Raw genomic sequence first — 24,199 nt, 5'->3', positions numbered from 1 at the left:
TTAAATTGTTTATATCTGAAATAGTTCATACAGAAGACTCCTTTTTGTTAAAATTATACTATAAATTCAACTTTGCAACAGAACCTTTAATAGTATATCAATTTAATGATTTTGCATTCCCATCCACTATGATGTTATAATACAAATAACGAATAGAAAGTCCATAGATATACACCGAGCCCCAACCTATTGCCGTAGGTTGGGGCTCTTTATGTGATATGGATAGTCGCCTATTTATTGCGTTGGTTTAACCAATGGGTAAACCAAGCTACAATACATCCAGTTACCACAGGTGCAATAACCGTTACGAATAAAAAGTCCACAGATGCTCACCTCCTTCCATAGTAATTTCGCCTATGGAAGTTAAGGCGACTCCATTATTATACCATCTGTATCTTTTGAAGGATATGCACTTCCGATAAGTTGAATTATGAAAAACATTTATAACATAATAGGAAAGTTGATTTCTTAGAATGTATCGTAAAAAGGTATTAAGTTACTGCTATCTACCATTTTATTAACCTGTATTTCTTATATATGCTTTGTACACAAATGTAAATTACACATGTGTTAATTATATTTGTGTAATTTACACATCCAAATTTTAATTATTTGCATACAATATGCATGTAGTAGTTATACAAATATAATGTATGCATTTTATATATTTATAGGAATTTAAAAAAACGGCTTGTATTTTAAACTTATAAGTTTAAATAGCTTCTAGTTACTTACCAAAATATATGTTAGATTGCTATTTTTTACTATTATAATAGTATTTTAGAGTCCTCATATGTATTTTATACACAAATGTAAGTTACATATGTGTTAATTACATTTGTGTAACTTACACGCCCCACTTTTTAATAAGTTAACATTAGCTTCTTTTAAATAGGATCTCATAAACAATGAAGCCAACATAATATAATTCTATAATAAGTATTAATGACAAAGTAAATAAACCAATACACATAAATGTATCTGTCCAATACTATAATTTCTTGAACATATCAATTACGTTTGGTACATTCCAAGCTAAATACACTGTTGGAATACTACATATAAAAATAAAAATGAAAACTCTCATTTTTTTACTTCCATCTTTCAATTTTAAAAAGAGACTTTGTATATCTTCCATCGTTATCCATGATTTTTTGTCTTCTGTTTTGAACGTTAAATTATCTACATCTGTAACATTCTTTTCAGTTTGAAGACCCTTGCCGTCTTTTAAAATTAACTTATCTTTTCCATTGATATAGACTCGGTCAATGATTTCTCTTTCTACAATATCGTTATTATTCTTTTCTATAAAATATCGTTTATTTCTACGTTCGCCAAGAAAAGGTATTGTAACTACCGGAAATAACATAGCGTACATAATGATTAAAATGATAAATGAACCAATATTATCCCATTTAGATATATATTGCATAACTTCAGCTTTAGGATAGCCACTCAATGAGAATGATATCATCGAAACCAAATATATCAATGCTGCAATAGTCATCAAGATAAAGAGCCACGTATTTTTTAATATCAGCTTTATTTTTTCAACATTTCGAGTCTGATATAAGTCATTTTTATTCAATAGTTTTATAATACTAATAACAACAGGTATTAAAATAAAGAACCATACATCTTTAAGTTTATCGGATAAATTCATCCAAAATTCTATATCGTTTATACTCACTTTTCACACCTCATTATGATATAAATAGATTTTTAATTCTTATCTTTTATACCTTTATTTATACCCTTAATCAAGGTTCCTTTTGGGGTTAAAATGTATGTATTTCTAGTATTTATTCCATGTATAAACGTTTTAGCTTTTAATAATCTACTGACTCAAGTAATGCTAAAATTTTATCTTGTTTACTCGCAACTTCTTTTAAAACTTTTGTATTTTGTGCTTGCTGATGTGATTGTTCTGCATATAATTTTTGATAACTTTCCAGTGGATCTAGCTGTTCTAATGTTTCTAATATTAATTCATTTCTCGATATGTTTTTCTCTTTAGCTAATCTACTTAATCGATCTAGCAATTCACTATCTACGTTTCTAATTTTCAGTTCTTTGTTAGCCAAAATACCCCAACCTTTCTCCATTAATTAGCATGACCTATGATTTAAAAATTAAAATCTTATGCTTACATTTTCACGCTATATTATATCAATATTGCTAAGTCTTTTTTACGATAAAACAAAATTCACTCTTAAAAAATAGGTGGCACACTTTTGTGACAAAGTACATATAATGTGTCACAAAAGTGTGACAACCACTATATATTGTGTCACAAAGGTGTGACACTAGCAAAATTTTGACCCCCATACTAAAAGGTACTCAATCCCTTGAAATATCTGGCTTTGCCAGATTCCCCATTTTAAAATGGGGACAAATTTCCCTTATGCTCTTACCAAATATTTACCGATTTTTACGTTTTTTCTAAAACGCTCATAAAATCCATATAGTTTTTTTAGTTACATGATATAAAAACATACCGAATCGAACATTTAAAAAACTCATTTTTATACTATATTTAAGATGTATCTATAGCAAAAGGAGTGTTCAAAATAAAACTAATTTATAAACTAAAAATGAAACGACTTAACGAAGAATTATCTCGAAAAAATTGGCAAAATCACTTAATAAATTTTTAAAACGACCTATTATGCCGAAAGAAAAATAGGACTCATTGCTTTCAATGAGTCCTATTTAAAATTTGATGTTATAGATCAAATTTGTAGCTTTCTTAATTTAACGATTCAAGATTTTCTATATAAAAAGTGGTTCAAATAAAATTAAAATTTCACTAGCTGCTTCCAAAATAAAATCATAAATTTTGTCATTTACTTAATGAAAATAGAACATACATTCCTCAATTTTATACACTTATACTTCATTTAAATTTAATTAATAAACAAGATAGGGTTTCATTTCCTAGATATGATTTTAACCAAAGAATTTATTACGATTACTTTGAAAAAATCTCATTAATTGCTTACCATATGAAATAAATTTAAATATTTTTGAGTCATATTGACTAACAATTAATAAGTTAATTTAGATAGTAATTTTAGCAACATGGATTTAGTTTTCAAAATTGATAGTTTTAAAAGAGGTTATAAAATGAACAAAACTAATAACGAAACTAACGAGTAATTTTAAAATTTTAGGTGGGGTATTTGTAATATTAGCTATATTATTGTTTATATTTCGTCTAATAATTGATTATTTTTATGGTGGAAGCCCTCTTGAAAAAACTAATGATATTTTAATAGCTATAGCTTTTGGTATGGGCTCCTTAGCATATACTTTAGAGAAACGTGTTATATTAACGATCTTTTTTGGTCTTTTCTTTATTTTATATGTTCTATCTTTACTTGGAATATAGTTATATATAAGCAATTAGCTGCTTATATATCTTAGAAAATTTTGAAGAATATTAAACATCGAAGATGATTTTTTGAAACAAGAAGAAAAATATAGTTTTTTAACTAAAGCGATTAATATCTTAGTTGCTATATTATTAATTATCGCCATTTTTTATATGGTTATACTTTCGGATAATAGCGATTTACCTATGTTATTTTCTCTTATAGCATTTACAATCGCATCTATCCCAGAAATTTTGAAAAAGAAAAAGAGTGGTTGGATACTTGGTATTTTGGGTTTAATATTGATCATTTTAGTTTTGGTTTAATTTATCTTTATATTTAAAAGCCACATTACAATATTTATGAATCAAGAAAACAAATAAAAGATGGTGAAGATAAAAATGATAAAACCTAAGTCAAGATCCATTTTTAATTTCATTATAGTAATCAATCTTATTTGGTATATAGTTTTAATATTTGTTATTGATGTTGGAACTATAGGGTCAATTATTTATTGGAGTTTATTTTTTATACTTGTTGTTTTAAGAGATACTATAACTCCAAAGTAAAAACAACGTGCTAAGAAGGATAAAAACTAAAAAGATACTATAAAAGGAGCCATAATCCCTTACGCATCAAGGATTATGGCTATAATTTAAAAATCGAGTTATTTCTATATAGTATCAAGACAAGAAGAAACTCGTTTCACTCGTTTCAAAAACCCTCCTGATTTTTAGAGAAAAACTCTCTTATTTCATCGTCTTTAATAAAATAATATGCCATCTTTCCATCTTTATAAAAATCAAGTACCTCATTTTTATATAAAAGCCTTAAATGATGTGAAGTTGAAGCAACACTCATTTTCAATATCAAAGAAATATCACAAACACACAACTCATCTTCTTTAATCAAAGATAATATGATTTTCAATTTCTTCTCATCACAAATTTTTTCTAAAATGTTAAGTAATTTCTTAGATTTATCATCTTCTAAAAAACTTAAAGCATTGTTAACTTTATCCTCATGTACACAGATCACATCACAAGCATTTTCATAACTCATATAAAATCACACCCTAAATTAAAATATAAATCCTAAAATTGTTTGAATAGTGTCATTTTCAATAATAATAAATAAACCTAAAGCTATATAAATAACAGCCATAATCCAACGACTAAATTTCTCAACAATTTCTCCAACTCCTGGAATATTAGCTAATTTTTGTGCAGTAAATACCAAGAAGAAAATTAAAATTAAAAAGACAAACAGAGTAATTAATAAATTAGTAACACTTAATGTCACAAAATACGGAACAAATAAACCAATATTATCAGCACCACAACTTGCTATCGTAACAATTGCAACCGTACCAACTAATTTAGACAATCCTTTTTCATTCAATTCTTTTTTAGCTCTCTTTTCTCCTTCACAATCATCATAAATAGCCACTTTAATTCCAAGATAAATTGGTATTAAACCCAATAAACCTAATATCCACTTCTCTGGAACATAATTTAATACAAAAGCTAAAAACAAACTAACTAATATTAAAATAATAGACCCTAAATATTGACCAACATAAATATCTCTATATTCTTTTCTAGTCTTTGCTCTAGCAAAAAATATTAATAAAATTACTAATAAATCAACTGCTGTAGCAATATAAAGAACAGCAGCAGTAACAACCGTTTGAATCATAATACACCTCATTCAAAAATATTTTTGAATATATTGTAACTTATATTTTTAAATAATCATAGATGCTTTATTCCAATTGCTTTATTGACGTTGAGCCTCGGAACCCTTAACAATCCCAAAACTTGTCGAATGGTCGGCTTAATAGCTCACGCTATGCCGACATTCGTCTGCAAGTTTAGTTAAGGGTTCTTCTCAACATAAATAAATTTTCTCGGCATAAATGCGTGTTCTTGTTATAATATGGCTATAACGTTTAGGCGCTTATTAACAGTAGTTTTTTATAATCTACTTTGCAAAAGCCAATCCATTTTTATGTGGATTGGCTTTTTATTTTATATATCCAAGGGCGCACTTACACACCTAAAAGGTGTCGTTCTAAAATCATATTTGCGTTTGATAATCTAATATATCTATTTTGCATTTTAAGGGGGTATTTAGAGCGAACTCTAAATTTATATAGTTTTATATCTGTATAATCGTCTTTATTTCTTAAAACGCAAATATGAGCCAAATAAGAGGTGTTCTTTATGACAATAAACTTTGAATTTACATTTTCAGTATTTGATAAAACATCACAAGAAATTTCTGATCTATGTGATATTCCAAACGACCAAAGAATTAGAAAAACAATTCAAATTATGAAAATGGAAAATATCTCTGATACTGATTTCGAATTTCTTAAACTTTATGATTTTTATTTTGCAGATAAACCATACATAAATTTCTAATAAATCCAGTGTTGATTTTTAAGACACTGCCCATCTACATGCAAATTAAAATTTTCATAGTAAAGCTGGGCAACCATGCCGGTTGAACGCTATAGTTCCCGCAGGGGCAAAAATACATAAAAAAACGCTAGCTTTTAAGCTAACGTTTCAAATCTTTTAAGTAATAATTTTGTTTTTCAAAATTCCAAATTGCAGTAATTGAATGTGCTTTTTCTTCGTCTGTTGTTTTATCTTCGTCACTTGTATTAATTAAATTACCATCTTCGGCATCGTCTAAATTTAAAATTTTATGTTTTTGTTTAAGCAAACCACCATAACTCAACATACGTTTTCGAGATAAACCTTTTTCCAAATCATTCACGATTTCTTGATTTCTTTCATCATCATCAGTTAAAAAATCAGATGACTTAACCGAATATTTTGAGGTTTCTTTGATTGCTGTAAAATTATTTGAATTACTGATTAAAGATATTATGTTGTTTCATGTTTTGACGACGCATATTAAGTGCGTGTATTTCTTCAAGTTCAGCTTTAATCGATTGCATTAAATATCCTTGCATAGCTTCAACGGTTTCATTCTTTTGTAGCAACATCGCTTTAAAACGTTTCAACACACTTATAATTTCAAACTCAACATCTTCTAAACGATAATAGGTATCATGTGCATTATTAAATGATTTCTTCCCTTTGAGTAATACACTTTTAATAATTCGTATTTCTCTAATTTCAAATTTACTTAAATAGCCTTGAAGTTGTTGCGGCAATTCTTCAAGGACTTGGAACTTAAGCGCATCATTATTAAATTCAGTTTGTTGATGATTTGTATGATCCGAATGATCATGACTTATTGAATTGTTATATGTATCATTCATATCATACGTATCATTATTCTCAGTCTCTATATAATCAGTATTACTTAAGTCAGTATCATTAGGGTCTAAGTTTTGGGATTCTGGGCTCCCATTGTTTGGGATTCTGGGCTCCCATTGTTTGGGATTCTGGGCTCCCATTATTTGGGAGTCCTTGCTATCACTTGATTCATCATTGTTTGAAGTGCTGTTTTGTATTTCTTTTTCAATATTTATATTTGTTTCAATTTCATGAAGATATAGTTTGTTTGGTCGATTAAATCCAGTTTTAACTTGTTCTAATAAACCCACTTCTTGTAATTCTTTTTTAATTTTAGTTATTGTATTTTTACTTTTATCTAATACTTCTTGAAGATTTTCATTTGTAAAAATAAAATATATATCTCCATTTTGATCTATCCAATTATTTTTAATAGATAAGCTTACTCTATCATTAAGAATTGCATAGGTAACTTTTGCACTATCACTTAACTTTTTATATTTTTCATTGATAAATAATACTTTATGTAACATATAGAAATTTTGACTGGCCTGATTTTTTATGTTTTTTCTAGACATAATAAAAACCCCTTTCCTATTCAAATTTTGGATAGAGGTAATAAAACATTACAAGAACACATAAATTTTTTGCTTGCACTTTGATGATATAGTTGTATATAATACAGATATCAAAATATTTATAAACGTGCTGCAACGTTTTATTACCAAACCCCGACTATTACCAGTAGTTGGGGTTTTTGTTGTATTAAGGTTATTATAGCACTTTGAATAAGCTTATAAAAGGGAAAATGTAGGGTTATCAAGGGTTGATAAAGGGTTTGTAAACCCTTGATAACTACCATCAACCCTTCACAAATACTTGATGAAATGATTGATAGTTTTATATTTTTGATTTATTAATCGCTTTATTATTAAGCGTGATAAGCTTATAATATTTTATAAAGGGTTGATAAACATTTTATAAAGGGTTGATGATATGAAAAGTGTGAAAATGTTGAGTGAAGAATTAGGGGTTAGTAAGCAAACGATTTTTAATAACATTAAGCGATTGAATATAGAGACAATAAAACAGGAAAACACTTCGTTTATTAAAGAAGATACCGATATAGAAAAAATCATTCAAAGAGTAAATGAAAATAAAAAGAAATATGGTTTTGAAAGTGCTACTGAAGACAAACAAAAAAAAGAGTCGGATAATATTAATGTTGAATCCAAAAGTGATACTCAAATAGTAGAAATCCTTAAAAATCAGATTGATACTTTGAATGATCAAATTGAAAAACAAGAAAGTCGTCATGAAACAACAATTGAATTCTACAGAAAAGAGTTGCAGGAAAGATCAAAATTGCTTGAGAATCAGCAAGTATTGGCATTAGAGAGTAATAAGAAGATTCAAAAATTAGAAAATCAACTAGAAGAAGAAAGACACCTTAATTATTCCTTTGATACATCTACTAACAATAGACAAAACGTTGATGCACAAGAAACAACATATACTACTGATCCTGTAAATATTAACCAACATCAGGAAGAAACTAAAGAAGCAGAGATTCAATATAAGGATATATCTGAAAGTCAAAGCGACGAAAGTACACAAGATGAAGAAGAACAAAGAGAAGACGTTCCATCTAATCAAAATGACAATGATAGTGATATAGAAGAAAAGAGTGAAGAAACGGAACCTAAAAAAGGGTTTTGGAGTCGTCTATTTGGTAACTAATTGTAATTAAAAAGGCACGACAAGTTTATGAACTTGTCGTGCCTTTTTATGTGAATCGAACTTCTGATAATCATCGATTATGTTAATTAAAAATATAAGAAAAGATGATTAAAATACTGATTCAATATAGGAAAAGTACTTTTTTTAACTATAGCTGGAGCGCTACAAACACTTAGTTTCTGAGAAGTTCTTATTAACAATAAGGCTATGTATAAAATGAATAAAAAATAATTAGCACATATTTGAATGGACCTTATATATAACATATTGTCCTTTATCAATACAAGGGCCTTCTTTGTCAATAAAAAATATGGATGTGAAATGTATAAAAGAGATGTTGACTACTTCGGTCAATTTATATATAATTTAAATGACCAATTTAGTCAATTTTGAGTGTTAAAGGAGGGCGCTTTTATCAACAGTATATTTAATAAGCTGAAAAAAGATAAACAAAAAATGATTGTGAATGCCTCAATCAAAGAGTTTATAAAAAGTGGTTTTGACAAGGCATCAACAAATGAAATCGTGAAACAAGCACATATATCTAAAGGGTCATTGTTTAATTATTTTAACAGTAAAAAGGAGCTTTATTGTTATTTGATTAGTTATAGCACTCAAATTTTAGAGAATATGTATGAAGAAATTGATTTAAGTGAAACAGATTTATTTAATAGAATTGAGAATATTGGTTTACAAAAGTTATACGTCCAACAAAATCACCCTGAAATTTTTGATTTTCTAAAATCTACAATTGAAGAAGAATCACTAGAAATCAAATCTATCATTGAACAACATGTTTCTCGTATATATGAAGATGGAAGGCAAAAAATATATGCTAATATCGACTATTCCAAATTTCGTGATGATATAGATATCGACAAAGCAATTGAAATTCTTAATTGGACAATGTACGGCTTTGGACAAAAAGGACTTCAACAAATCAATTCTTTTGAAAACCTTTCTAATTTTGGCGAACGATACCTTAAAGAATGGAACATTTACGCTCAAATATTAAAACATAGTTTTTATAAGGAAGACGAAGTTTAAAAAGAATCAAATACTTCAAAAGGAGGCTTCAATATTATGGAGGAAGTTGTAAAAATTAATAATTTACAGAAAAAGTTTGGTAATTTTAAAGCTCTAAGCAACGTATCTTTTACAATAAATAAAGGGGAAGTCTTAGGATTTATAGGTCCTAATGGTGCTGGAAAATCTACTACCCTGCGTATATTATTAGGTGCTATTAAACGTGATGCAGGTGATGTAGAAATCTTCGGTAAAGATGTATGGAAAGAAAGTCTTGAAATTCATAAACGTATATCTTATGTTCCAGGAGATATTGCCTTATGGGGGAATTTGACAGGCGGAGAAATTATAGATTTATTTATGAAATTACATGGCAATGGAGATATTGAAAAACGAGATGGTTTAATTAAACGTTTTGAACTAGACCCTAAGAAAAAAGCTAAAGGATATTCAAAAGGTAATCGTCAAAAAGTCGGTTTGATAGCAGCTTTATCAGTAGACTCAGATTTATATATTTTTGATGAACCGACCTCTGGTCTAGATCCATTAATGGAAGTTGTATTTCAAGAAGAGGTTGAAAAAATTAAAAATAACGGAAAATCTATTTTATTATCTTCACATATTTTAAGTGAAGTGGAACGTCTAGCTGATAGAGTGGCTATTATTCGCAGAGGTGAAATTGTAGAAAGTGGCACACTCAATGAATTAAGACATTTAACACGTTCTACGATAATGATAGAAACTGAGACAGATGTGGCTAATTTATCTAAAGTAGAAGGTGTATATGATTTTAAACAAGATAATAATCAAGCGACATTTTCTGCGGATAATAAACAAATTAATTATATTTTAAATGAAGCAGTAAAGTTAGGCGTTAAAAAAATTGAATCTACACCACCAACTCTCGAAGATTTATTTATTCGTCATTATGAAAATTAAATAGTTGAAAGGAGGCAGATTTAAAATGCATGAAAAATTTGCTGGTTGGAGCACGCTTTTCTTACAATATCTAAAGCGTGATTGGAAAAAATTAATTATATGGATTCTAAGCATTGTTTTATTTTCTGCAGGCTTTGTTCCAGCTTTTAAAGAAATAGCCCAAGGAAAAGGATTACTTGGTATGTTTGAAACGTTACAAAATCCTGCGATGATTTCTATGGTAGGACCCACGCCAGTCGAAACAGCGACAGATTATACTGTAGGCGCGATGTATGCACATGAAATGCTACTATTTTGTGGTCTTTTTGCAATTATAGTATCTATGTTACATGTGGTTGGTCATACGCGTAAAGAAGAAGAATTAGGACTTACAGAATTAGTACGGTCATTTCAAATTGGTCGACAAGCAAATTCACTTGCCGCAATAATGGAAATAGTGTTAGTCAATGTGGTAATAGCGGTGCTTATTTTTGTAATGATGATCAGTTTTAGTGTAGAAACTATTTCTATACAAGGGGCTCTACTCTTTGGAATTACAATAGGAATGGCAGGCATTATGGGAGCAAGCATTGCCCTTGTTATGTCTCAAATCATGCCAACTTCTTCATCCGCAACTGGAGCATCCCTTAGCATTGTAGGTTTGCTATATATTATCCGTGCTGGTACAGACGTATCCAACATTGATTTATCTAATATTAATCCTCTCGGTTGGACATATCTCACGTACCCTTTTACAGATAATAATTGGATTCCTATAGTGATAGCTTTCTTATTTAGTATTATTGTAGTTGTTATTGCAATCATACTTGAAGGTGCACGCGACATGGGGGCAAGCTATATTCCTGAAAAAAAAGGAAGAGCGCGCGCCAAAAAATCATTATTATCTATCCATGGCCTATTATATAAAATTAATAAAAGTATCATCATTAGCTGGTTAATTGCATTTATGGTTATGGGTATGGCTTATGGCTCCATTTATGGAGACATGCAGACTTTCTTAGAAAGTAACGAAATGATGAAACAAATGTTTTCTAATTCTAATGTTTCAATTGAAGCTTCTTTCACAAGTACAATAATGATAGTTCTAGTTAGTTTGGTTGGAATATTGCCAATTGTAATTGTTAATAAACTATTTTCAGAAGAAAGTAAACTTCGTCTCAGCCAAATATACCCTACTAAAGTGACACGCAGTAACGTATATTGGAACACTATTGGATTAGCATTTTTAAGTAGTATTTTAGGTGTCTTAGTGGCTACACTAAGTCTTGGCATGATAGGGATAAATGCGATGGAAGGCCATGGTGAGCTAGAAATCACTAATTTCCTTGCTGCCGGTTACAATTTTTTACCTGCTATATTATTTTTCATTAGTCTTGCTGCCTTAGCTATTGGCTGGGCGCCAAAGCTCGGAAAATTAGCTTATGCTTATCTTGGTTATAATTTTGCAATCAATTACTTCGGCAACACTTTAGATTTACCAGAATGGTTTTCAAAAACAGCTATATTGAATTGGCTTCCACAAATGCCAAAAGACAATTTTGATGTTATAACTTTTATAACCTTAACTATAATTGGTATTATATTTATCGTTTTAGGATATATAGGATATCGAAAAAGAGATTTAATTGGATAACAATCATATTCGTTTATAAAACACATTTTCTTAATTACTTAAGAAAATGTGTTTTTGCATTCTGGGGTAGCGTCAGGAAAATGCGGATTTACAACGTTAAGGATATCCAAATATAAAAAGCCCAAATTCTTAGCAAAATAGAATTTGAGCTTTTTAGCACATTCATTATATATTTTTCATAAGCTCGTCTATAGCATTTGGATATAATGGTTTACTTAATTCAAGAATAGCCTTTGCATAGTCTTGGATTTCCTTTTGAGCATCATGTTCTAATCTTTGATTTAAAAAATGACAAACTGACTGTAAGGATGCCGTCCAGTACCAACGTACATACATTCCATAAGCAGGAAGGAATAGTCTCGCTTGTTCTGGACATATTCCATCTTCTAGAGCTGATTCATATTTGGCTATTCCTTCGTCAACATATGCCATAAGATCCCTGGTGTATTTATCACCAATTTCCAACGTAACTATTTCACCACTACCTTGCTTAGAATTTTTGGGTTTACTTCTCCATTCTTTACTTGAGGGAATATAAAATGTAGGCTCTTCTGTAATATATCTTCGACTTGATTCATTCCAGGCATCAAAACTATCTCCTGTACCCTCTTGATGAGAGGAACCAATGACATACTTCCACCATTGTCTGGCCACCATTAGTGGTGCATACACTTCATATTGTGCGATTACATGTCTAAATGGAGAAGTATGGCCTTCTCTAGCAAGAAATTTAATTAACTTAACATCTTTATCGTTCAGTTCTTTCGATTCTTTTGCATAAGAAACTCTTGCAGAGTTTACTACAGTTAAATCTGAACCCATATGATTTACAAGGCGAACATAGCCCTTATCTAATACGTTTATAATATTCATTTGATTTGCTCTCCTTTATTTTTTCTTTCGTATGTAAAATATGTATAGGGTATAAACCCTTCTACTTTTTGTTGATAGGTGATTTCAAACTCATCTTTATTAAACATTGGAAAAAAGATATTACCTTCATATTCCTTTTCGATAATAGTTAAATATATTCTATCGGCAAATGGTAACGATTCCTTATATATTTCTCCACCACCTGCAATAAAAATTTCATCTTCTTGTTGTAGTAAATTAAAAGCCCTCTCTAACGATTCTACAGTCAGGCAATTATTATAATTAATATCTTTAGATTTTGAGATAATAATTGTCTTTCTGTTCGGCAGTGGCTGACCAATAGATTCAAATGTCTTTCTACCCATAATTACTGATTTACCCATAGTTAAATCCTTAAATCGAACCTGTTCACCAGGAATCTTCCATGGTATATCCTTATCTTTGCCGATTACGTAATTACTTGAAATTGCAGCAATTAATGAAATGATCATTTTCTTAACTCCCTTTGAAAGAAACTAATTTATTTTATAATGCGGATAAATCAAAAAAACTTTAAAATAGCTCTTCTTCATTAATTGTCTATTTCTAATACCTTCCTATATAGCGATGCTCTTGACACATTTGTAATTTCACAAATTTGATTTACAGTCATTTTTCCTTCTCTATATAGCTTTACTGCATAATTCATTCCTGCATGATTTTTATGATATTTCTTTAACCTACCTTTAAATTTCCCTTCTTTCTTAGCCAAATCAATCCCTTCACGCTGTCGCATACGTATAAGATCTCGTTCTAACTGATTTACCCCAGCCATAACTGTAATTAAGAATTGGCTGTATGGATTATCTTCTGATAAATCTAGCCATGTATCCTTGATTGATTTTAAACTTGCTTTTTTACTTCGTATTATATCAATCAATTCAAATAAATCCTGCGTACTTCGAGTAATCCGAGTTAAGTCTGTAACATAAATAATGTCACCTTTCTGTAAATCCTCTAACATTTTTTGAAGTTGCTCACGATCCTTTGTTGATCCGGAAACTTTTTCTTCAAAAATAATATCCATTCCGATTTCGTTCAATTGCTGAAATTGCCTTGAAGGATTTTGGCTAGCCGAACTGACACGTATATAACCAATTTTCCGCAAAATATCACCTCGTTTTTGAGACAAGTCTTATGAGACACCCATAACACTGATTCTATCAGCCTTCTACTATTGTATCAATAGAGTACACTCTATTGAACAGAAATTAGTCTTTGATATAATAAGGTTTGTAAGTGTTCAATAGAGTTGTTCAATAACAAAATCTAAAATTTGAGATCTCAGAGGATGATTCTAAGGCAATTTCAGATGAATGTAATGGGTAGTTTATCGATTAAAAGAAAATATGGACTTCTAAATTTGATTACTATGGTCGATTCATACTGAAAAATCATTTAAAAAGACATAGAGAAGGAGTTCGTTCTAAAACCATGAGTAAAATAGGTTATGCACGAGTGAGTAGCAAAGGTCAAAAGTTAGACAGACAACTTAAAGCGTTAAAATTAGCAGGCGTTATTAAGCTATTTTCAGATAAAATCAGTGGCCAGTCTATCGAACGTCATGGTTTAGAAGCCATGCTAAACTATATACGTGAAGGCGACATTGTTGTTGTCACAGAGTTAGATCGATTAGGCCGGAATAATCAAGAACTAACCGATATGATGAATATGATTCAACAAAAAGGAGCAACGCTGGAAGTCTTAAATCTACCCTCTATGAATGGGATAGAGGACGAAAATTTAAGACGCTTGATCAATAACCTAGTGATTGAACTTTATAAATACCAAGCGGAAGCAGAGCGAAAAAAGATTAAAGAGCGACAGGTACAAGGCATAAAGATTGCTAAAGAAAATGGAAGGTATAAAGGAAGAAAACGCAAATATAGCTTGAATGATGATCGATTACAGCATGCTTTTGAGTTATATAGAGAGGGTTTGAGCGATAAGGCTATCGAAGGGAAAACGGGTATTAATCGTACCACTTTTAAGAGATACCGAGAACGGTATAATGAATATAGAGAAATCGATACACAAGCACAATAAAAGCAAGAGGATTTGCCCCTCTTGCTTTTATTGTGCCATGAATTCTATCGGTCTTAAAAGCTGATTGACTTCTATCAATTGTCTTAGTAGGTCTATTACGGTTGACTGGTCTAAATCGTACCAGCTTCCAAAAGCTACAATATCGCCTGATACTTCTTTATTAATAAAATCGACAATCAAACTTAATTCTCTTGTTGCTAATGGTGAGCGTGCTTCAATTTCATATAAATCAAAGTCATAGGGTTTGTTATTGTCTATTCCTTTCATTTTCGTTGACTTCGCTCTAATTACTTTCAGCAGATTTCCGTCTATATTTACTGTTTGAATGTTCACATTAAAACTCCCTTTCTTTTTTTAATTATATGCTGACCGTTTTTCTAGTAGTTCAATCATTTTTTTATCATTTTCTAAATCGCTCAAGGTGTACCATTCAGGGCGTTCATTAGTTTCAAACAAACTTAGCAAGTACGATAATTTTTCAAAACCTTCTTTAGCCTTCTCTAAACTTTTGCATTGAACGATATAGTATTTTACGTCTTGTCTTACTCGGTCTGTTAGCATGTAATGAAATTTTGAATTGTTTGAAACTAAATCTTGAAGCTTCTTCTTTTCTTTTTTTGACAACATTTTATTTTCGGTTCTGTTGCAAAGTTTTAAATCTACTATCAAATAAGGTAGAATAATAGAAAAAGATAGCAGGAGGAATGACGATGAATCATTTTAAAGGAAAGCAATTTCAGCAGGATGTGATTATTGTAGCCGTGGGCTACTATCTTCGTTATAACCTTAGCTATCGTGAAGTTCAAGAAATCTTATATGATCGTGGCATTAACGTTTCTCATACGACGATTTATCGTTGGGTGCAAGAATATGGCAAACTACTCTATCAAATTTGGAAAAAGAAAAATAAAAAATCCTTTTATTCATGGAAAATGGATGAAACGTACATCAAAATTAAAGGAAAATGGCATTATTTGTATCGAGCCATCGATGCAGATGGTTTAACCTTGGATATTTGGTTACGTAAAAAACGGGACACACAAGCAGCCTATGCTTTTCTTAAGCGGTTAGTGAAGCAGTTTGATGAACCGAAGGTTGTAGTCACAGATAAAGCCCCCTCTATTACAAGTGCCTTTAAGAAACTAAAAGAATACGGCTTTTATCAAGGGACAGAACATCGTACCATTAAATACCTGAATAATTTGATTGAACAAGACCATCGTCCAGTAAAGAGACGCAATAAATTCTATCGAAGTTTACGCACTGCCTCTACAACGATTAAAGGCATGGAAGCCATCCGAGGATTATATAAGAAAACCCGAAAAGAAGGCACTCTCTTCGGGTTTTCGGTCTGTACTGAAATCAAGGTATTATTGGGAATCCCAGCTTAAATCATAGATACCGTAAGGGATTTTATTCTTTATTTAAAACTTTGCAACAGAACCCTTTTAAGACCTGATGGAAAAACAATGTTTTATTTACACTCAATAGGAATGTTACCTAACTATCAAGACAAAGGTTATGGTTCAAAATTATTATCTTTTATTAAGGAATATTCTAAAGAGATTGGTTGTTCTGAAATGTTTTTAATAACTGATAAAGGTAATCCTAGAGCTTGCCATGTATATGAAAAATTAGGTGGTAAAAATGATTATAAAGATGAAATAGTATATGTATATGATTATGAAAAAGGTGATAAATAAATGAATATAGTTGAAAATGAAATATGTATAAGAACTTTAATAGATGATGATTTTCCTTTGATGTTAAAATGGTTAACTGATGAAAGAGTATTAGAATTTTATGGTGGTAGAGATAAAAAATATACATTAGAATCATTAAAAAAACATTATACAGAGCCTTGGGAAGATGAAGTTTTTAGAGTAATTATTGAATATAACAATGTTCCTATTGGATATGGACAAATATATAAAATGTATGATGAGTTATATACTGATTATCATTATCCAAAAACTGATGAGATAGTCTATGGTATGGATCAATTTATAGGAGAGCCAAATTATTGGAGTAAAGGAATTGGTACAAGATATATTAAATTGATTTTTGAATTTTTGAAAAAAGAAAGAAATGCTAATGCAGTTATTTTAGACCCTCATAAAAATAATCCAAGAGCAATAAGGGCATACCAAAAATCTGGTTTTAGAATTATTGAAGATTTGCCAGAACATGAATTACACGAGGGCAAAAAAGAAGATTGTTATTTAATGGAATATAGATATGATGATAATGCCACAAATGTTAAGGCAATGAAATATTTAATTGAGCATTACTTTGATAATTTCAAAGTAGATAGTATTGAAATAATCGGTAGTGGTTATGATAGTGTGGCATATTTAGTTAATAATGAATACATTTTTAAAACAAAATTTAGTACTAATAAGAAAAAAGGTTATGCAAAAGAAAAAGCAATATATAATTTTTTAAATACAAATTTAGAAACTAATGTAAAAATTCCTAATATTGAATATTCGTATATTAGTGATGAATTATCTATACTAGGTTATAAAGAAATTAAAGGAACTTTTTTAACACCAGAAATTTATTCTACTATGTCAGAAGAAGAACAAAATTTGTTAAAACGAGATATTGCCAGTTTTTTAAGACAAATGCACGGTTTAGATTATACAGATATTAGTGAATGTACTATTGATAATAAACAAAATGTATTAGAAGAGTATATATTGTTGCGTGAAACTATTTATAATGATTTAACTGATATAGAAAAAGATTATATAGAAAGTTTTATGGAAAGACTAAATGCAACAACAGTTTTTGAGGGTAAAAAGTGTTTATGCCATAATGATTTTAGTTGTAATCATCTATTGTTAGATGGCAATAATAGATTAACTGGAATAATTGATTTTGGAGATTCTGGAATTATAGATGAATATTGTGATTTTATATACTTACTTGAAGATAGTGAAGAAGAAATAGGAACAAATTTTGGAGAAGATATATTAAGAATGTATGGAAATATAGATATTGAGAAAGCAAAAGAATATCAAGATATAGTTGAAGAATATTATCCTATTGAAACTATTGTTTATGGAATTAAAAATATTAAACAGGAATTTATCGAAAATGGTAGAAAAGAAATTTATAAAAGGACTTATAGGGGTCCCGAGCGCCTACGAGAAATTTGTATCGATAAGAAATAGATTTAAAAATTTCGCTGTTATTTTGTACATTTAACTTGACGGTGACATCTCTCTATTGTGAGTTATTAGTGGTACAGTTTTCAACCGTTTTAATTATAAAAAAGTGGTGCATTTTTAAATTGGCACAAACAGGTAACGGTTATTGCAGGTGTATTTCTTATCTATGGGTTTAACATGGATTTTATCATTAAAATCATGAGTATTGTCCGAGAGTGATTGGTCTTGCGTATGGTTAACCCTAAAGTTATGGAAATAAGACTTAGAAGCAAACTTAAGAGTGTGTTGATAGTGCATTATCTTAAAATTTTGTATAATAGGAATTGAAGTTAAATTAGATGCTAAAAATTTGTAATTAAGAAGGAGGGATTCGTCATGTTGGTATTCCAAATGCGTAATGTAGATAAAACATCTACTGTTTTGAAACAGACTAAAAACAGTGATTACGCAGATAAATAAATACGTTAGATTAATTCCTACCAGTGACTAATCTTATGACTTTTTAAACAGATAACTAAAATTACAAACAAATCGTTTAACTTCTGTATTTATTTATAGATGTAATCACTTCAGGAGTGATTACATGAACAAAAATATAAAATATTCTCAAAACTTTTTAACGAGTGAAAAAGTACTCAACCAAATAATAAAACAATTGAATTTAAAAGAAACCGATACCGTTTACGAAATTGGAACAGGTAAAGGGCATTTAACGACGAAACTGGCTAAAATAAGTAAACAGGTAACGTCTATTGAATTAGACAGTCATCTATTCAACTTATCGTCAGAAAAATTAAAACTGAATACTCGTGTCACTTTAATTCACCAAGATATTCTACAGTTTCAATTCCCTAACAAACAGAGGTATAAAATTGTTGGGAGTATTCCTTACCATTTAAGCACACAAATTATTAAAAAAGTGGTTTTTGAAAGCCATGCGTCTGACATCTATCTGATTGTTGAAGAAGGATTCTACAAGCGTACCTTGGATATTCACCGAACACTAGGGTTGCTCTTGCACACTCAAGTCTCGATTCAGCAATTGCTTAAGCTGCCAGCGGAATGCTTTCATCCTAAACCAAAAGTAAACAGTGTCTTAATAAAACTTACCCGCCATACCACAGATGTTCCAGATAAATATTGGAAGCTATATACGTACTTTGTTTCAAAATGGGTCAATCGAGAATATCGTCAACTGTTTACTAAAAATCAGTTTCATCAAGCAATGAAACACGCCAAAGTAAACAATTTAAGTACCGTTACTTATGAGCAAGTATTGTCTATTTTTAATAGTTATCTATTATTTAACGGGAGGAAATAATTCTATGAGTCGCTTTTTTAAATTTGGAAAGTTACACGTTACTAAAGGGAATGGAGATAAATTATTAGGTATACTACTGACAGCTTCCAAGGAGCTAAAGAGGTCCCTAGCGCCTACGGGGAATTTGTATCGATAAGGAATAGATTTAAAAATTTCGCTGTTATTTTGTACAATAAGGATAAATTTGAATGGTACCATAAACGACCGTTTATGGTACCATTTCATTTTCCTGCTTTTTCTAAATTGTGACTTTACCTGCTAATTTAGAATAACTTTTCTTGATAAATGATAAAGCTCAATACATTCACTATTCCATTTTTTATATTTTTCGAAATTCCATTGATAAATTATAAAAGATCCCCTCATTTTCATTAAAATCATTTAATTTTTCTAAACAAATGGCCACTCTCATTATTGTGGATATGAGAGTGGCCATAAATTTTATTTGTTTACTTGTCTATTTAACAAAGGGGATTCTCATTGCATTTGTGAATAACTAACTAAATACTTTAAAGCTTTAAAATGATAGACATTAACGAGATTTTAGTTCGTCAGTTGTCATCCATTTATGATTTTTAACCATCTCATCGTTTTCTGTTGATTTATAATCCACCATATAAACGGTTGTTTTTTCTACATCATCAATTTGAGCTTCTGCACCTTTCATACCAGGCATATGGTCAGCTTCTAATTTAACTGTATCACCTTTCTTGAATCCATTTTCAGGGGCATCTGCAACTTCCTCATTAACGACCCATTTGTGATTATTAACTTTTTCATCACCATTTGTAGGTGTGTAACTCACGACATAAGCATAGGTTTTGTAAGCACCTTTAACTGTACCTTTAGCATTTTTCATACCAGGCATATGATCAGCTGTAATTGTTATTTTATCGTCCTTTTTATATTTACTGTCATCTGTACTTTTCATATTATCTGGGGCTTTACTTTCACTCTTATGATTCATATGTTTTTCTTGTTTTTGATCTTTAGAATTTTCTTCTTCTTCGTTACCAGTTGAACAAGCTGATAATACTAATCCTGAAGCTACTATAATTGAGCTCAATTTTTTCATCATATTGAATTCTCCTTATAAATTATTTTGTTACTTTTATTTGTCCCATCATTCCATTATCTTCATGCTCAAGTATGTGACAATGGAACATGTATGTCCCAGTATTTTTAAAAACCACTTCTATTTTGGCTTTTTGTCCAGGTTCCAGAGATATAACGTCTTTTTTGCCTCTCATATCTTCTGAAGGTTTCTTCCCATCCACTGATAAAACTTTAAATTGCGTTCCGTGGATATGGAACGGGTGCTTCATACCACCCATTTTATCTTTGACGTTTTCAATTTCCCAAGTTTCTTTCTGGTTTACCTTTTGTGTGAAATCTATTCTGTTAGGATCGAATTTTTTGCCATTAATAGTAACATTATCGTCCATACCTTCTAATTTGATTTTTTTATCTACTTTTGGAGTAGTGTCTTTGTTAGTACTTTTTTCTTTGTTAATAATTGGTAAAATTACTGTTTCATCATTATCAACAAGATTGACTTTTTCTTCTTTCATTTTAGATAAATCTATTACTATTTCTTTTCTTGCTGAAGGAGCTAAATTAATTTCTTTTAACTTTTTAGTCTTTTCTAAATGGCCGCCTTCTGAAGCAATATATTCAAAACTTTGATTATTACTTAGCTTAAGATTTAAATCCCGAGCATTGGAGCCATTTAAAAGTCTCAAACGTATTTTTCCTTCTTTTGTTGTTAATTTAGGATCTACTTTCCCATTCACAAGGACTGTATCACCTTGAGTACCATCTTCATCTTTCGTTTTTGTATAATTTAATTTTTTAGATACAAATGTTTTATCTTGGATTATTATAGGCAAATCATTTTTCCCATAATTGCTAGGATAATTATTCTTTTTGTCATCCTCTATATATAATAACCCTGATAAACCATTATAAACTTGTTTAGCTGTATTTGGGGAGGGGTGGGGATGATACCATAATGTAGCAGCCTCTTGTTTAACCTCAAATTTTATTGTTTTTTCTTTTCCTGGTTTTATAACTTGAGAAGGGCCTCCATCCACTTTTCCATCTATTTCTAACCCATGCCAATGAAATGTTGTATTTTCATCTAAGTTGTTGACTAACTTAATTTTAACCTTATCTCCTTTTTTTAATTTTAAAGTTGGCCCAAGTAAATTTCCATTGTATCCTAAAGTGTTAGAGAAATTACCTTTGTAAAATTCTGTCTTTCCTTTCTGCGCTTTTAATGTATAACTTTTATAACCATTGTTATCTTTTTTAGGATCTAAAACTTTGGGAAATGTTATTTCATTTTTTCCTTGTGAAGAATTCAAATTTTTTCTTTCGTCATGACTTTTCATATCCATCATATCATTTCGCTTTTGATCATTTTCTTTCATGTCCATCATGTTGTGCTTACCTTCTGCAAAAGTATCATTAGGAACCATAAACATTATAGAAAATAACGTAATTAAAATTGTGAACATTTTTTTATACATTATATTTACCTCTTTTATTTTAATTTTAATGTAAATGCATTAATTGCTACGATGATCGTACTTAAAGACATAAGTATTGCACCCACAGCAGGTGATAATATTAAACCAATAGAAGCTAATATACCAGCTGCAAGAGGAACTGCAATCACGTTATATCCTGCGCCCCACCATAAATTTTGAACCATTTTTTTCATCGTATTTTTTGAAAGGGACAAAAAATTGATAATATCAGAAGGATTACTTTTAACGAGTATGACATCCCCCGATTCAACAGCTACATCTGTCCCTGCGCCAATTGCCATACCAATATCTGCTCTAATAAGGCTTGGCGCATCATTGATACCATCACCAACCATCATGATTTTGCTACCATTGCTTTGATAATCTTGGATAATACTTTCTTTATCTTCGGGCATCAATTGCGCGTGGACATCACTAATACCTAATTCTTCAGCCACTGTTTGTGCCACTTCTTTATTATCGCCTGTAAGCATGACTGGCGTAATGTTTCTCGATAATAAATCCGAAACCATTTGTTTTGAACTTTCTTTAATTTTATCGCCTTGTGCGATAATACCAATAACTTGTCGGTCATGAATTAGATAACTAATAGAATTCCCTTGTTGAGCGAGATTCGTAAATTGTTCTTTATTATAATCAAAATTGCTTTTATCGAGATAAGAAACATTCACTATTTTGAGTTTTTTATTATCAACTGTGCCTTCTAAGCCTACACCTGGAATATTATTAACTTCTTGAGGAGTAGCATATGAAATATTTTTGCCTTTAGCAAAATCAACAATACCAGTGGCAAGTGGATGATTAGAATTACTTTCTAATGAAGCAAATAGACTCAATATTTCTTCATTATTTAACTCGTCTGTAAAACTTTCATAGTGATTCACTGAAAAGTTACCTTCAGTTAGTGTCCCAGTTTTATCCATCATGATGTAATCAATGTGTTGTGCGATTTCTACAGATTCTCTGTTTTTAATGATTAAACCATTATGTGCGCCTATAGAGGTAGAACGTGCTGTAACTAAAGGTATTGCCAAGCCTAATGCATGTGGACAAGCAATGACTAATACGGTTACTAGCCGTTCAAGTGCGAAATCGACGTTGTTTTGAATAAGCATCCATACAATAAATGAAATCAGGCCAATACTTACTGCAAAGTAAAACAAATAACCTGCGACTTTATCAGAGAGGAGTTCAGCTTTTGACTTATCATTTTGAGCTTGGTTAACAAGACCCATAACTTGAGATAGGTAGCCATTTTCACCCGTAGCAGTCACTTTAACTTGTACTGTACCTGAACCATTAATTGAACCTCCAATAACATCATCATTATGAGTTTTATGAACTTTTTTTGATTCGCCAGTAACTAATGATTCGTCAATTGATGTTTCTCCTTGAACAATGATTCCGTCTGTGGGTATACTTTCGCCTGCTCTGACTTCCACAATATCGTCAATATGAATATCTGATATTTTAACTTCTTCTCGTTGATTATTATCAATCAGCTTCACTGCAGTATTAGGTAAAAGTTCTGCCATTTTCTTCAGTGCATTGCCTGCATTACCTACTGCGTTCATTTCAATCCAATGACCTAATAACATGATTAAAATTAAAGTCGCTAATTCCCAGAAAAAGTCCATTGTATGTGTGGATGAACCACTGAAGTTATTCATATAAAAGGCGTATAAACTATAAATATAAGCTACTGAAATACCTAGAGCAACAAGCGTCATCATTCCAGGTTTTTTAGTTGAAATTTCATCTTTAGCCCCTGATAAAAATGGCTTTCCTCCGTAAAAGAATAAAATTGTAGCAAGAATTAATACAATCCAATCTGACCCTGTAAATGAAATTTGAAACGGTAATTTAACTCCCATCATGGGCGATAAAATAATAATCGGTATCGCAAAAATCAAAGAAATAAAGAATTTACTTTTAAAATTTCCATGATGGTGATGTTCATGATTACCATGACTAGTGTGATTTTCATGTTCTTGATGACTATGATGCTCATGATTTTGGTGTTTTTTGTTATTCGACAAAATTAAACCTCCTAATTTTATATTTTTAAAGATAGTAATAAGACAATTTGAGTATAACATATACGGTATAGGGGTATATACCATTTGACTTTTTTATTTTGTAGTGTACAGTGTTATTTTACTTGCTATATGAGAATGTTTTAACTTTATAAATAAGAAAGAGAAG

General features: G+C 30.3%; 26 protein-coding genes and 2 pseudogenes. 13 read left to right on the top strand and 15 right to left on the bottom strand.

Features of this window, described 5'->3' with window-relative positions:
• Positions 1 to 230: 230 nt before the first annotated feature.
• From KA845_RS13100 to KA845_RS12045, 3 genes are all read right to left on the bottom strand, one after another.
• Positions 231 to 323, bottom strand: coding sequence for a type I toxin-antitoxin system Fst family toxin (locus KA845_RS13100; protein WP_142389165.1), 93 nt, complete (start codon positions 321 to 323; stop codon positions 231 to 233).
• Positions 324 to 991: 668 nt separating this feature from the next.
• Complete coding sequence (locus KA845_RS12050) at positions 992 to 1,690, bottom strand: hypothetical protein (RefSeq protein WP_326030189.1); 699 nt, start codon at positions 1,688 to 1,690, stop codon at positions 992 to 994.
• Positions 1,691 to 1,829: 139 nt separating this feature from the next.
• Positions 1,830 to 2,084: a ribbon-helix-helix protein, CopG family gene (locus KA845_RS12045; protein WP_141714455.1), complete on the bottom strand. Its 255-nt coding sequence runs from the start codon at positions 2,082 to 2,084 to the stop codon at positions 1,830 to 1,832.
• 1,379 nt (positions 2,085 to 3,463) lie between these two features.
• Here KA845_RS12045 and KA845_RS12040 point away from each other — a divergent pair.
• Positions 3,464 to 3,700: a hypothetical protein gene (locus KA845_RS12040; protein ID WP_002512576.1), complete on the top strand. Its 237-nt coding sequence runs from the start codon at positions 3,464 to 3,466 to the stop codon at positions 3,698 to 3,700.
• A gap of 388 nt (positions 3,701 to 4,088) precedes the next feature.
• On the opposite strand, the gene KA845_RS12035 is transcribed toward KA845_RS12040, so the two are convergent.
• Together KA845_RS12035 and cadD are read right to left on the bottom strand one after the other, a co-directional pair.
• Positions 4,089 to 4,436: an ArsR/SmtB family transcription factor gene (locus KA845_RS12035; RefSeq protein ID WP_002508637.1), complete on the bottom strand. Its 348-nt coding sequence runs from the start codon at positions 4,434 to 4,436 to the stop codon at positions 4,089 to 4,091.
• 18 nt (positions 4,437 to 4,454) lie between these two features.
• The gene (gene cadD / locus KA845_RS12030) at positions 4,455 to 5,072 is read right to left on the bottom strand and encodes a cadmium resistance transporter CadD (protein WP_002508636.1); all 618 of its coding nucleotides are present in this window, start codon (positions 5,070 to 5,072) and stop codon (positions 4,455 to 4,457) included.
• Positions 5,073 to 5,599: 527 nt separating this feature from the next.
• On the opposite strand from cadD, the gene KA845_RS12025 reads away from it, so the two are divergent.
• Complete coding sequence (locus tag KA845_RS12025; protein ID WP_046836462.1) at positions 5,600 to 5,800, top strand: hypothetical protein; 201 nt, start codon at positions 5,600 to 5,602, stop codon at positions 5,798 to 5,800.
• A 139-nt stretch (positions 5,801 to 5,939) separates the two neighbouring features.
• Here KA845_RS12025 and KA845_RS12020 read toward each other — a convergent pair.
• Positions 5,940 to 6,239 (bottom strand): annotated as a pseudogene (locus tag KA845_RS12020) (protein rep); the annotation flags it as partial.
• A gap of 16 nt (positions 6,240 to 6,255) precedes the next feature.
• A complete protein-coding gene (locus KA845_RS12015) occupies positions 6,256 to 7,227 on the bottom strand; it encodes a replication initiator protein A (RefSeq protein ID WP_210128132.1) in 972 nt (323 codons plus the stop codon).
• Between the two features lie 418 nt (positions 7,228 to 7,645).
• Between KA845_RS12015 and KA845_RS12010 the strand changes: the two genes are divergently transcribed.
• The 4 genes from KA845_RS12010 to KA845_RS11995 all read left to right on the top strand — a co-directional run bounded on the left by KA845_RS12010 (position 7,646) and on the right by KA845_RS11995 (position 11,987).
• Entirely contained in the window at positions 7,646 to 8,389 is a 744-nt protein-coding gene (locus KA845_RS12010) for a DUF536 domain-containing protein (protein ID WP_069813876.1), read from the top strand.
• 456 nt (positions 8,390 to 8,845) lie between these two features.
• The gene (locus KA845_RS12005) at positions 8,846 to 9,436 is read left to right on the top strand and encodes a TetR/AcrR family transcriptional regulator (protein ID WP_119517738.1); all 591 of its coding nucleotides are present in this window, start codon (positions 8,846 to 8,848) and stop codon (positions 9,434 to 9,436) included.
• A gap of 36 nt (positions 9,437 to 9,472) precedes the next feature.
• Positions 9,473 to 10,354 carry an ABC transporter ATP-binding protein gene (locus tag KA845_RS12000; RefSeq protein ID WP_031900888.1) on the top strand — a complete coding sequence of 294 codons (882 nt, stop codon included), beginning with the start codon at positions 9,473 to 9,475 and terminating at the stop codon, positions 10,352 to 10,354.
• A 25-nt stretch (positions 10,355 to 10,379) separates the two neighbouring features.
• On the top strand, positions 10,380 to 11,987 hold the full coding sequence (locus KA845_RS11995) for an ABC transporter permease (RefSeq protein WP_031900889.1): 1,608 nt from the start codon (positions 10,380 to 10,382) through the stop codon (positions 11,985 to 11,987).
• Positions 11,988 to 12,152: 165 nt separating this feature from the next.
• Here KA845_RS11995 and thyX read toward each other — a convergent pair whose 3' ends face one another.
• The 3 genes from thyX to KA845_RS11980 form a co-directional block, all read right to left on the bottom strand.
• Positions 12,153 to 12,860 (bottom strand): FAD-dependent thymidylate synthase, encoded by a 708-nt coding sequence (gene thyX / locus KA845_RS11990; protein ID WP_012655891.1) that lies wholly within the window; start codon positions 12,858 to 12,860, stop codon positions 12,153 to 12,155.
• Complete coding sequence (gene dfrE / locus KA845_RS11985; RefSeq protein ID WP_012655890.1) at positions 12,857 to 13,351, bottom strand: trimethoprim-resistant dihydrofolate reductase DfrE; 495 nt, start codon at positions 13,349 to 13,351, stop codon at positions 12,857 to 12,859. The genes thyX and dfrE overlap by 4 nt, the downstream gene beginning before the upstream one ends.
• An 80-nt stretch (positions 13,352 to 13,431) precedes the next feature.
• The gene (locus tag KA845_RS11980; RefSeq protein WP_012655889.1) at positions 13,432 to 14,007 is read right to left on the bottom strand and encodes a recombinase family protein; all 576 of its coding nucleotides are present in this window, start codon (positions 14,005 to 14,007) and stop codon (positions 13,432 to 13,434) included.
• A gap of 326 nt (positions 14,008 to 14,333) precedes the next feature.
• On the opposite strand from KA845_RS11980, the gene KA845_RS11975 reads away from it, so the two are divergent.
• Positions 14,334 to 14,945: a recombinase family protein gene (locus tag KA845_RS11975; RefSeq protein WP_012655888.1), complete on the top strand. Its 612-nt coding sequence runs from the start codon at positions 14,334 to 14,336 to the stop codon at positions 14,943 to 14,945.
• Between the two features lie 27 nt (positions 14,946 to 14,972).
• Here the strand turns inward: KA845_RS11975 and KA845_RS11970 are convergent, their stop codons facing one another.
• The gene (locus tag KA845_RS11970; RefSeq protein ID WP_223197236.1) at positions 14,973 to 15,212 is read right to left on the bottom strand and encodes a hypothetical protein; all 240 of its coding nucleotides are present in this window, start codon (positions 15,210 to 15,212) and stop codon (positions 14,973 to 14,975) included.
• Between the two features lie 87 nt (positions 15,213 to 15,299).
• Positions 15,300 to 15,506, bottom strand: coding sequence for a hypothetical protein (locus KA845_RS11965; protein WP_086353444.1), 207 nt, complete (start codon positions 15,504 to 15,506; stop codon positions 15,300 to 15,302).
• Between the two features lie 149 nt (positions 15,507 to 15,655).
• Here KA845_RS11965 and KA845_RS11960 point away from each other — a divergent pair, with 149 nt between their 5' ends.
• The 6 genes and pseudogenes from KA845_RS11960 to erm(B) all read left to right on the top strand — a co-directional run bounded on the left by KA845_RS11960 (position 15,656) and on the right by erm(B) (position 19,442).
• The gene (locus tag KA845_RS11960) at positions 15,656 to 16,336 is read left to right on the top strand and encodes an IS6-like element IS1216 family transposase (RefSeq protein WP_001015311.1); all 681 of its coding nucleotides are present in this window, start codon (positions 15,656 to 15,658) and stop codon (positions 16,334 to 16,336) included.
• Between the two features lie 78 nt (positions 16,337 to 16,414).
• Positions 16,415 to 16,648, top strand: a complete 234-nt coding sequence (locus KA845_RS11955; protein ID WP_025904407.1) for a GNAT family N-acetyltransferase — start codon at positions 16,415 to 16,417, stop codon at positions 16,646 to 16,648.
• Positions 16,649 to 18,124: a bifunctional aminoglycoside N-acetyltransferase AAC(6')-Ie/aminoglycoside O-phosphotransferase APH(2'')-Ia gene (locus KA845_RS11950; protein WP_012655884.1), complete on the top strand. Its 1,476-nt coding sequence runs from the start codon at positions 16,649 to 16,651 to the stop codon at positions 18,122 to 18,124.
• Positions 18,125 to 18,364: 240 nt separating this feature from the next.
• Positions 18,365 to 18,448 (top strand): annotated as a pseudogene (locus KA845_RS13095) (MLS leader peptide); the annotation flags it as partial.
• A gap of 48 nt (positions 18,449 to 18,496) precedes the next feature.
• Positions 18,497 to 18,580 carry a 23S rRNA methyltransferase attenuation leader peptide gene (locus KA845_RS11945; protein ID WP_001814874.1) on the top strand — a complete coding sequence of 28 codons (84 nt, stop codon included), beginning with the start codon at positions 18,497 to 18,499 and terminating at the stop codon, positions 18,578 to 18,580.
• A 124-nt stretch (positions 18,581 to 18,704) separates the two neighbouring features.
• Positions 18,705 to 19,442: a 23S rRNA (adenine(2058)-N(6))-methyltransferase Erm(B) gene (gene erm(B) / locus KA845_RS11940; RefSeq protein ID WP_002292226.1), complete on the top strand. Its 738-nt coding sequence runs from the start codon at positions 18,705 to 18,707 to the stop codon at positions 19,440 to 19,442.
• A gap of 532 nt (positions 19,443 to 19,974) precedes the next feature.
• Here the strand turns inward: erm(B) and KA845_RS11935 are convergent.
• The 3 genes from KA845_RS11935 to copB are packed head-to-tail and all read right to left on the bottom strand — an operon-like array spanning position 19,975 to position 24,033.
• Positions 19,975 to 20,520 (bottom strand): YdhK family protein, encoded by a 546-nt coding sequence (locus tag KA845_RS11935; protein ID WP_002510756.1) that lies wholly within the window; start codon positions 20,518 to 20,520, stop codon positions 19,975 to 19,977.
• A 19-nt stretch (positions 20,521 to 20,539) separates the two neighbouring features.
• A complete protein-coding gene (gene mco, locus KA845_RS11930) occupies positions 20,540 to 21,973 on the bottom strand; it encodes a multicopper oxidase family protein (RefSeq protein WP_210128130.1) in 1,434 nt (477 codons plus the stop codon).
• 14 nt (positions 21,974 to 21,987) lie between these two features.
• Complete coding sequence (gene copB / locus KA845_RS11925; protein WP_095256753.1) at positions 21,988 to 24,033, bottom strand: copper-translocating P-type ATPase CopB; 2,046 nt, start codon at positions 24,031 to 24,033, stop codon at positions 21,988 to 21,990.
• Positions 24,034 to 24,199: the final 166 nt, after the last annotated feature.

The organism is Staphylococcus sp. GDX8P114P-2 (genome assembly GCF_017892945.1).
Lineage (GTDB): Bacteria > Bacillota > Bacilli > Staphylococcales > Staphylococcaceae > Staphylococcus > Staphylococcus arlettae.
Note: the sequence above shows the minus strand (reverse complement) of the source record. Positions and strands in the feature narration are given on the sequence as shown.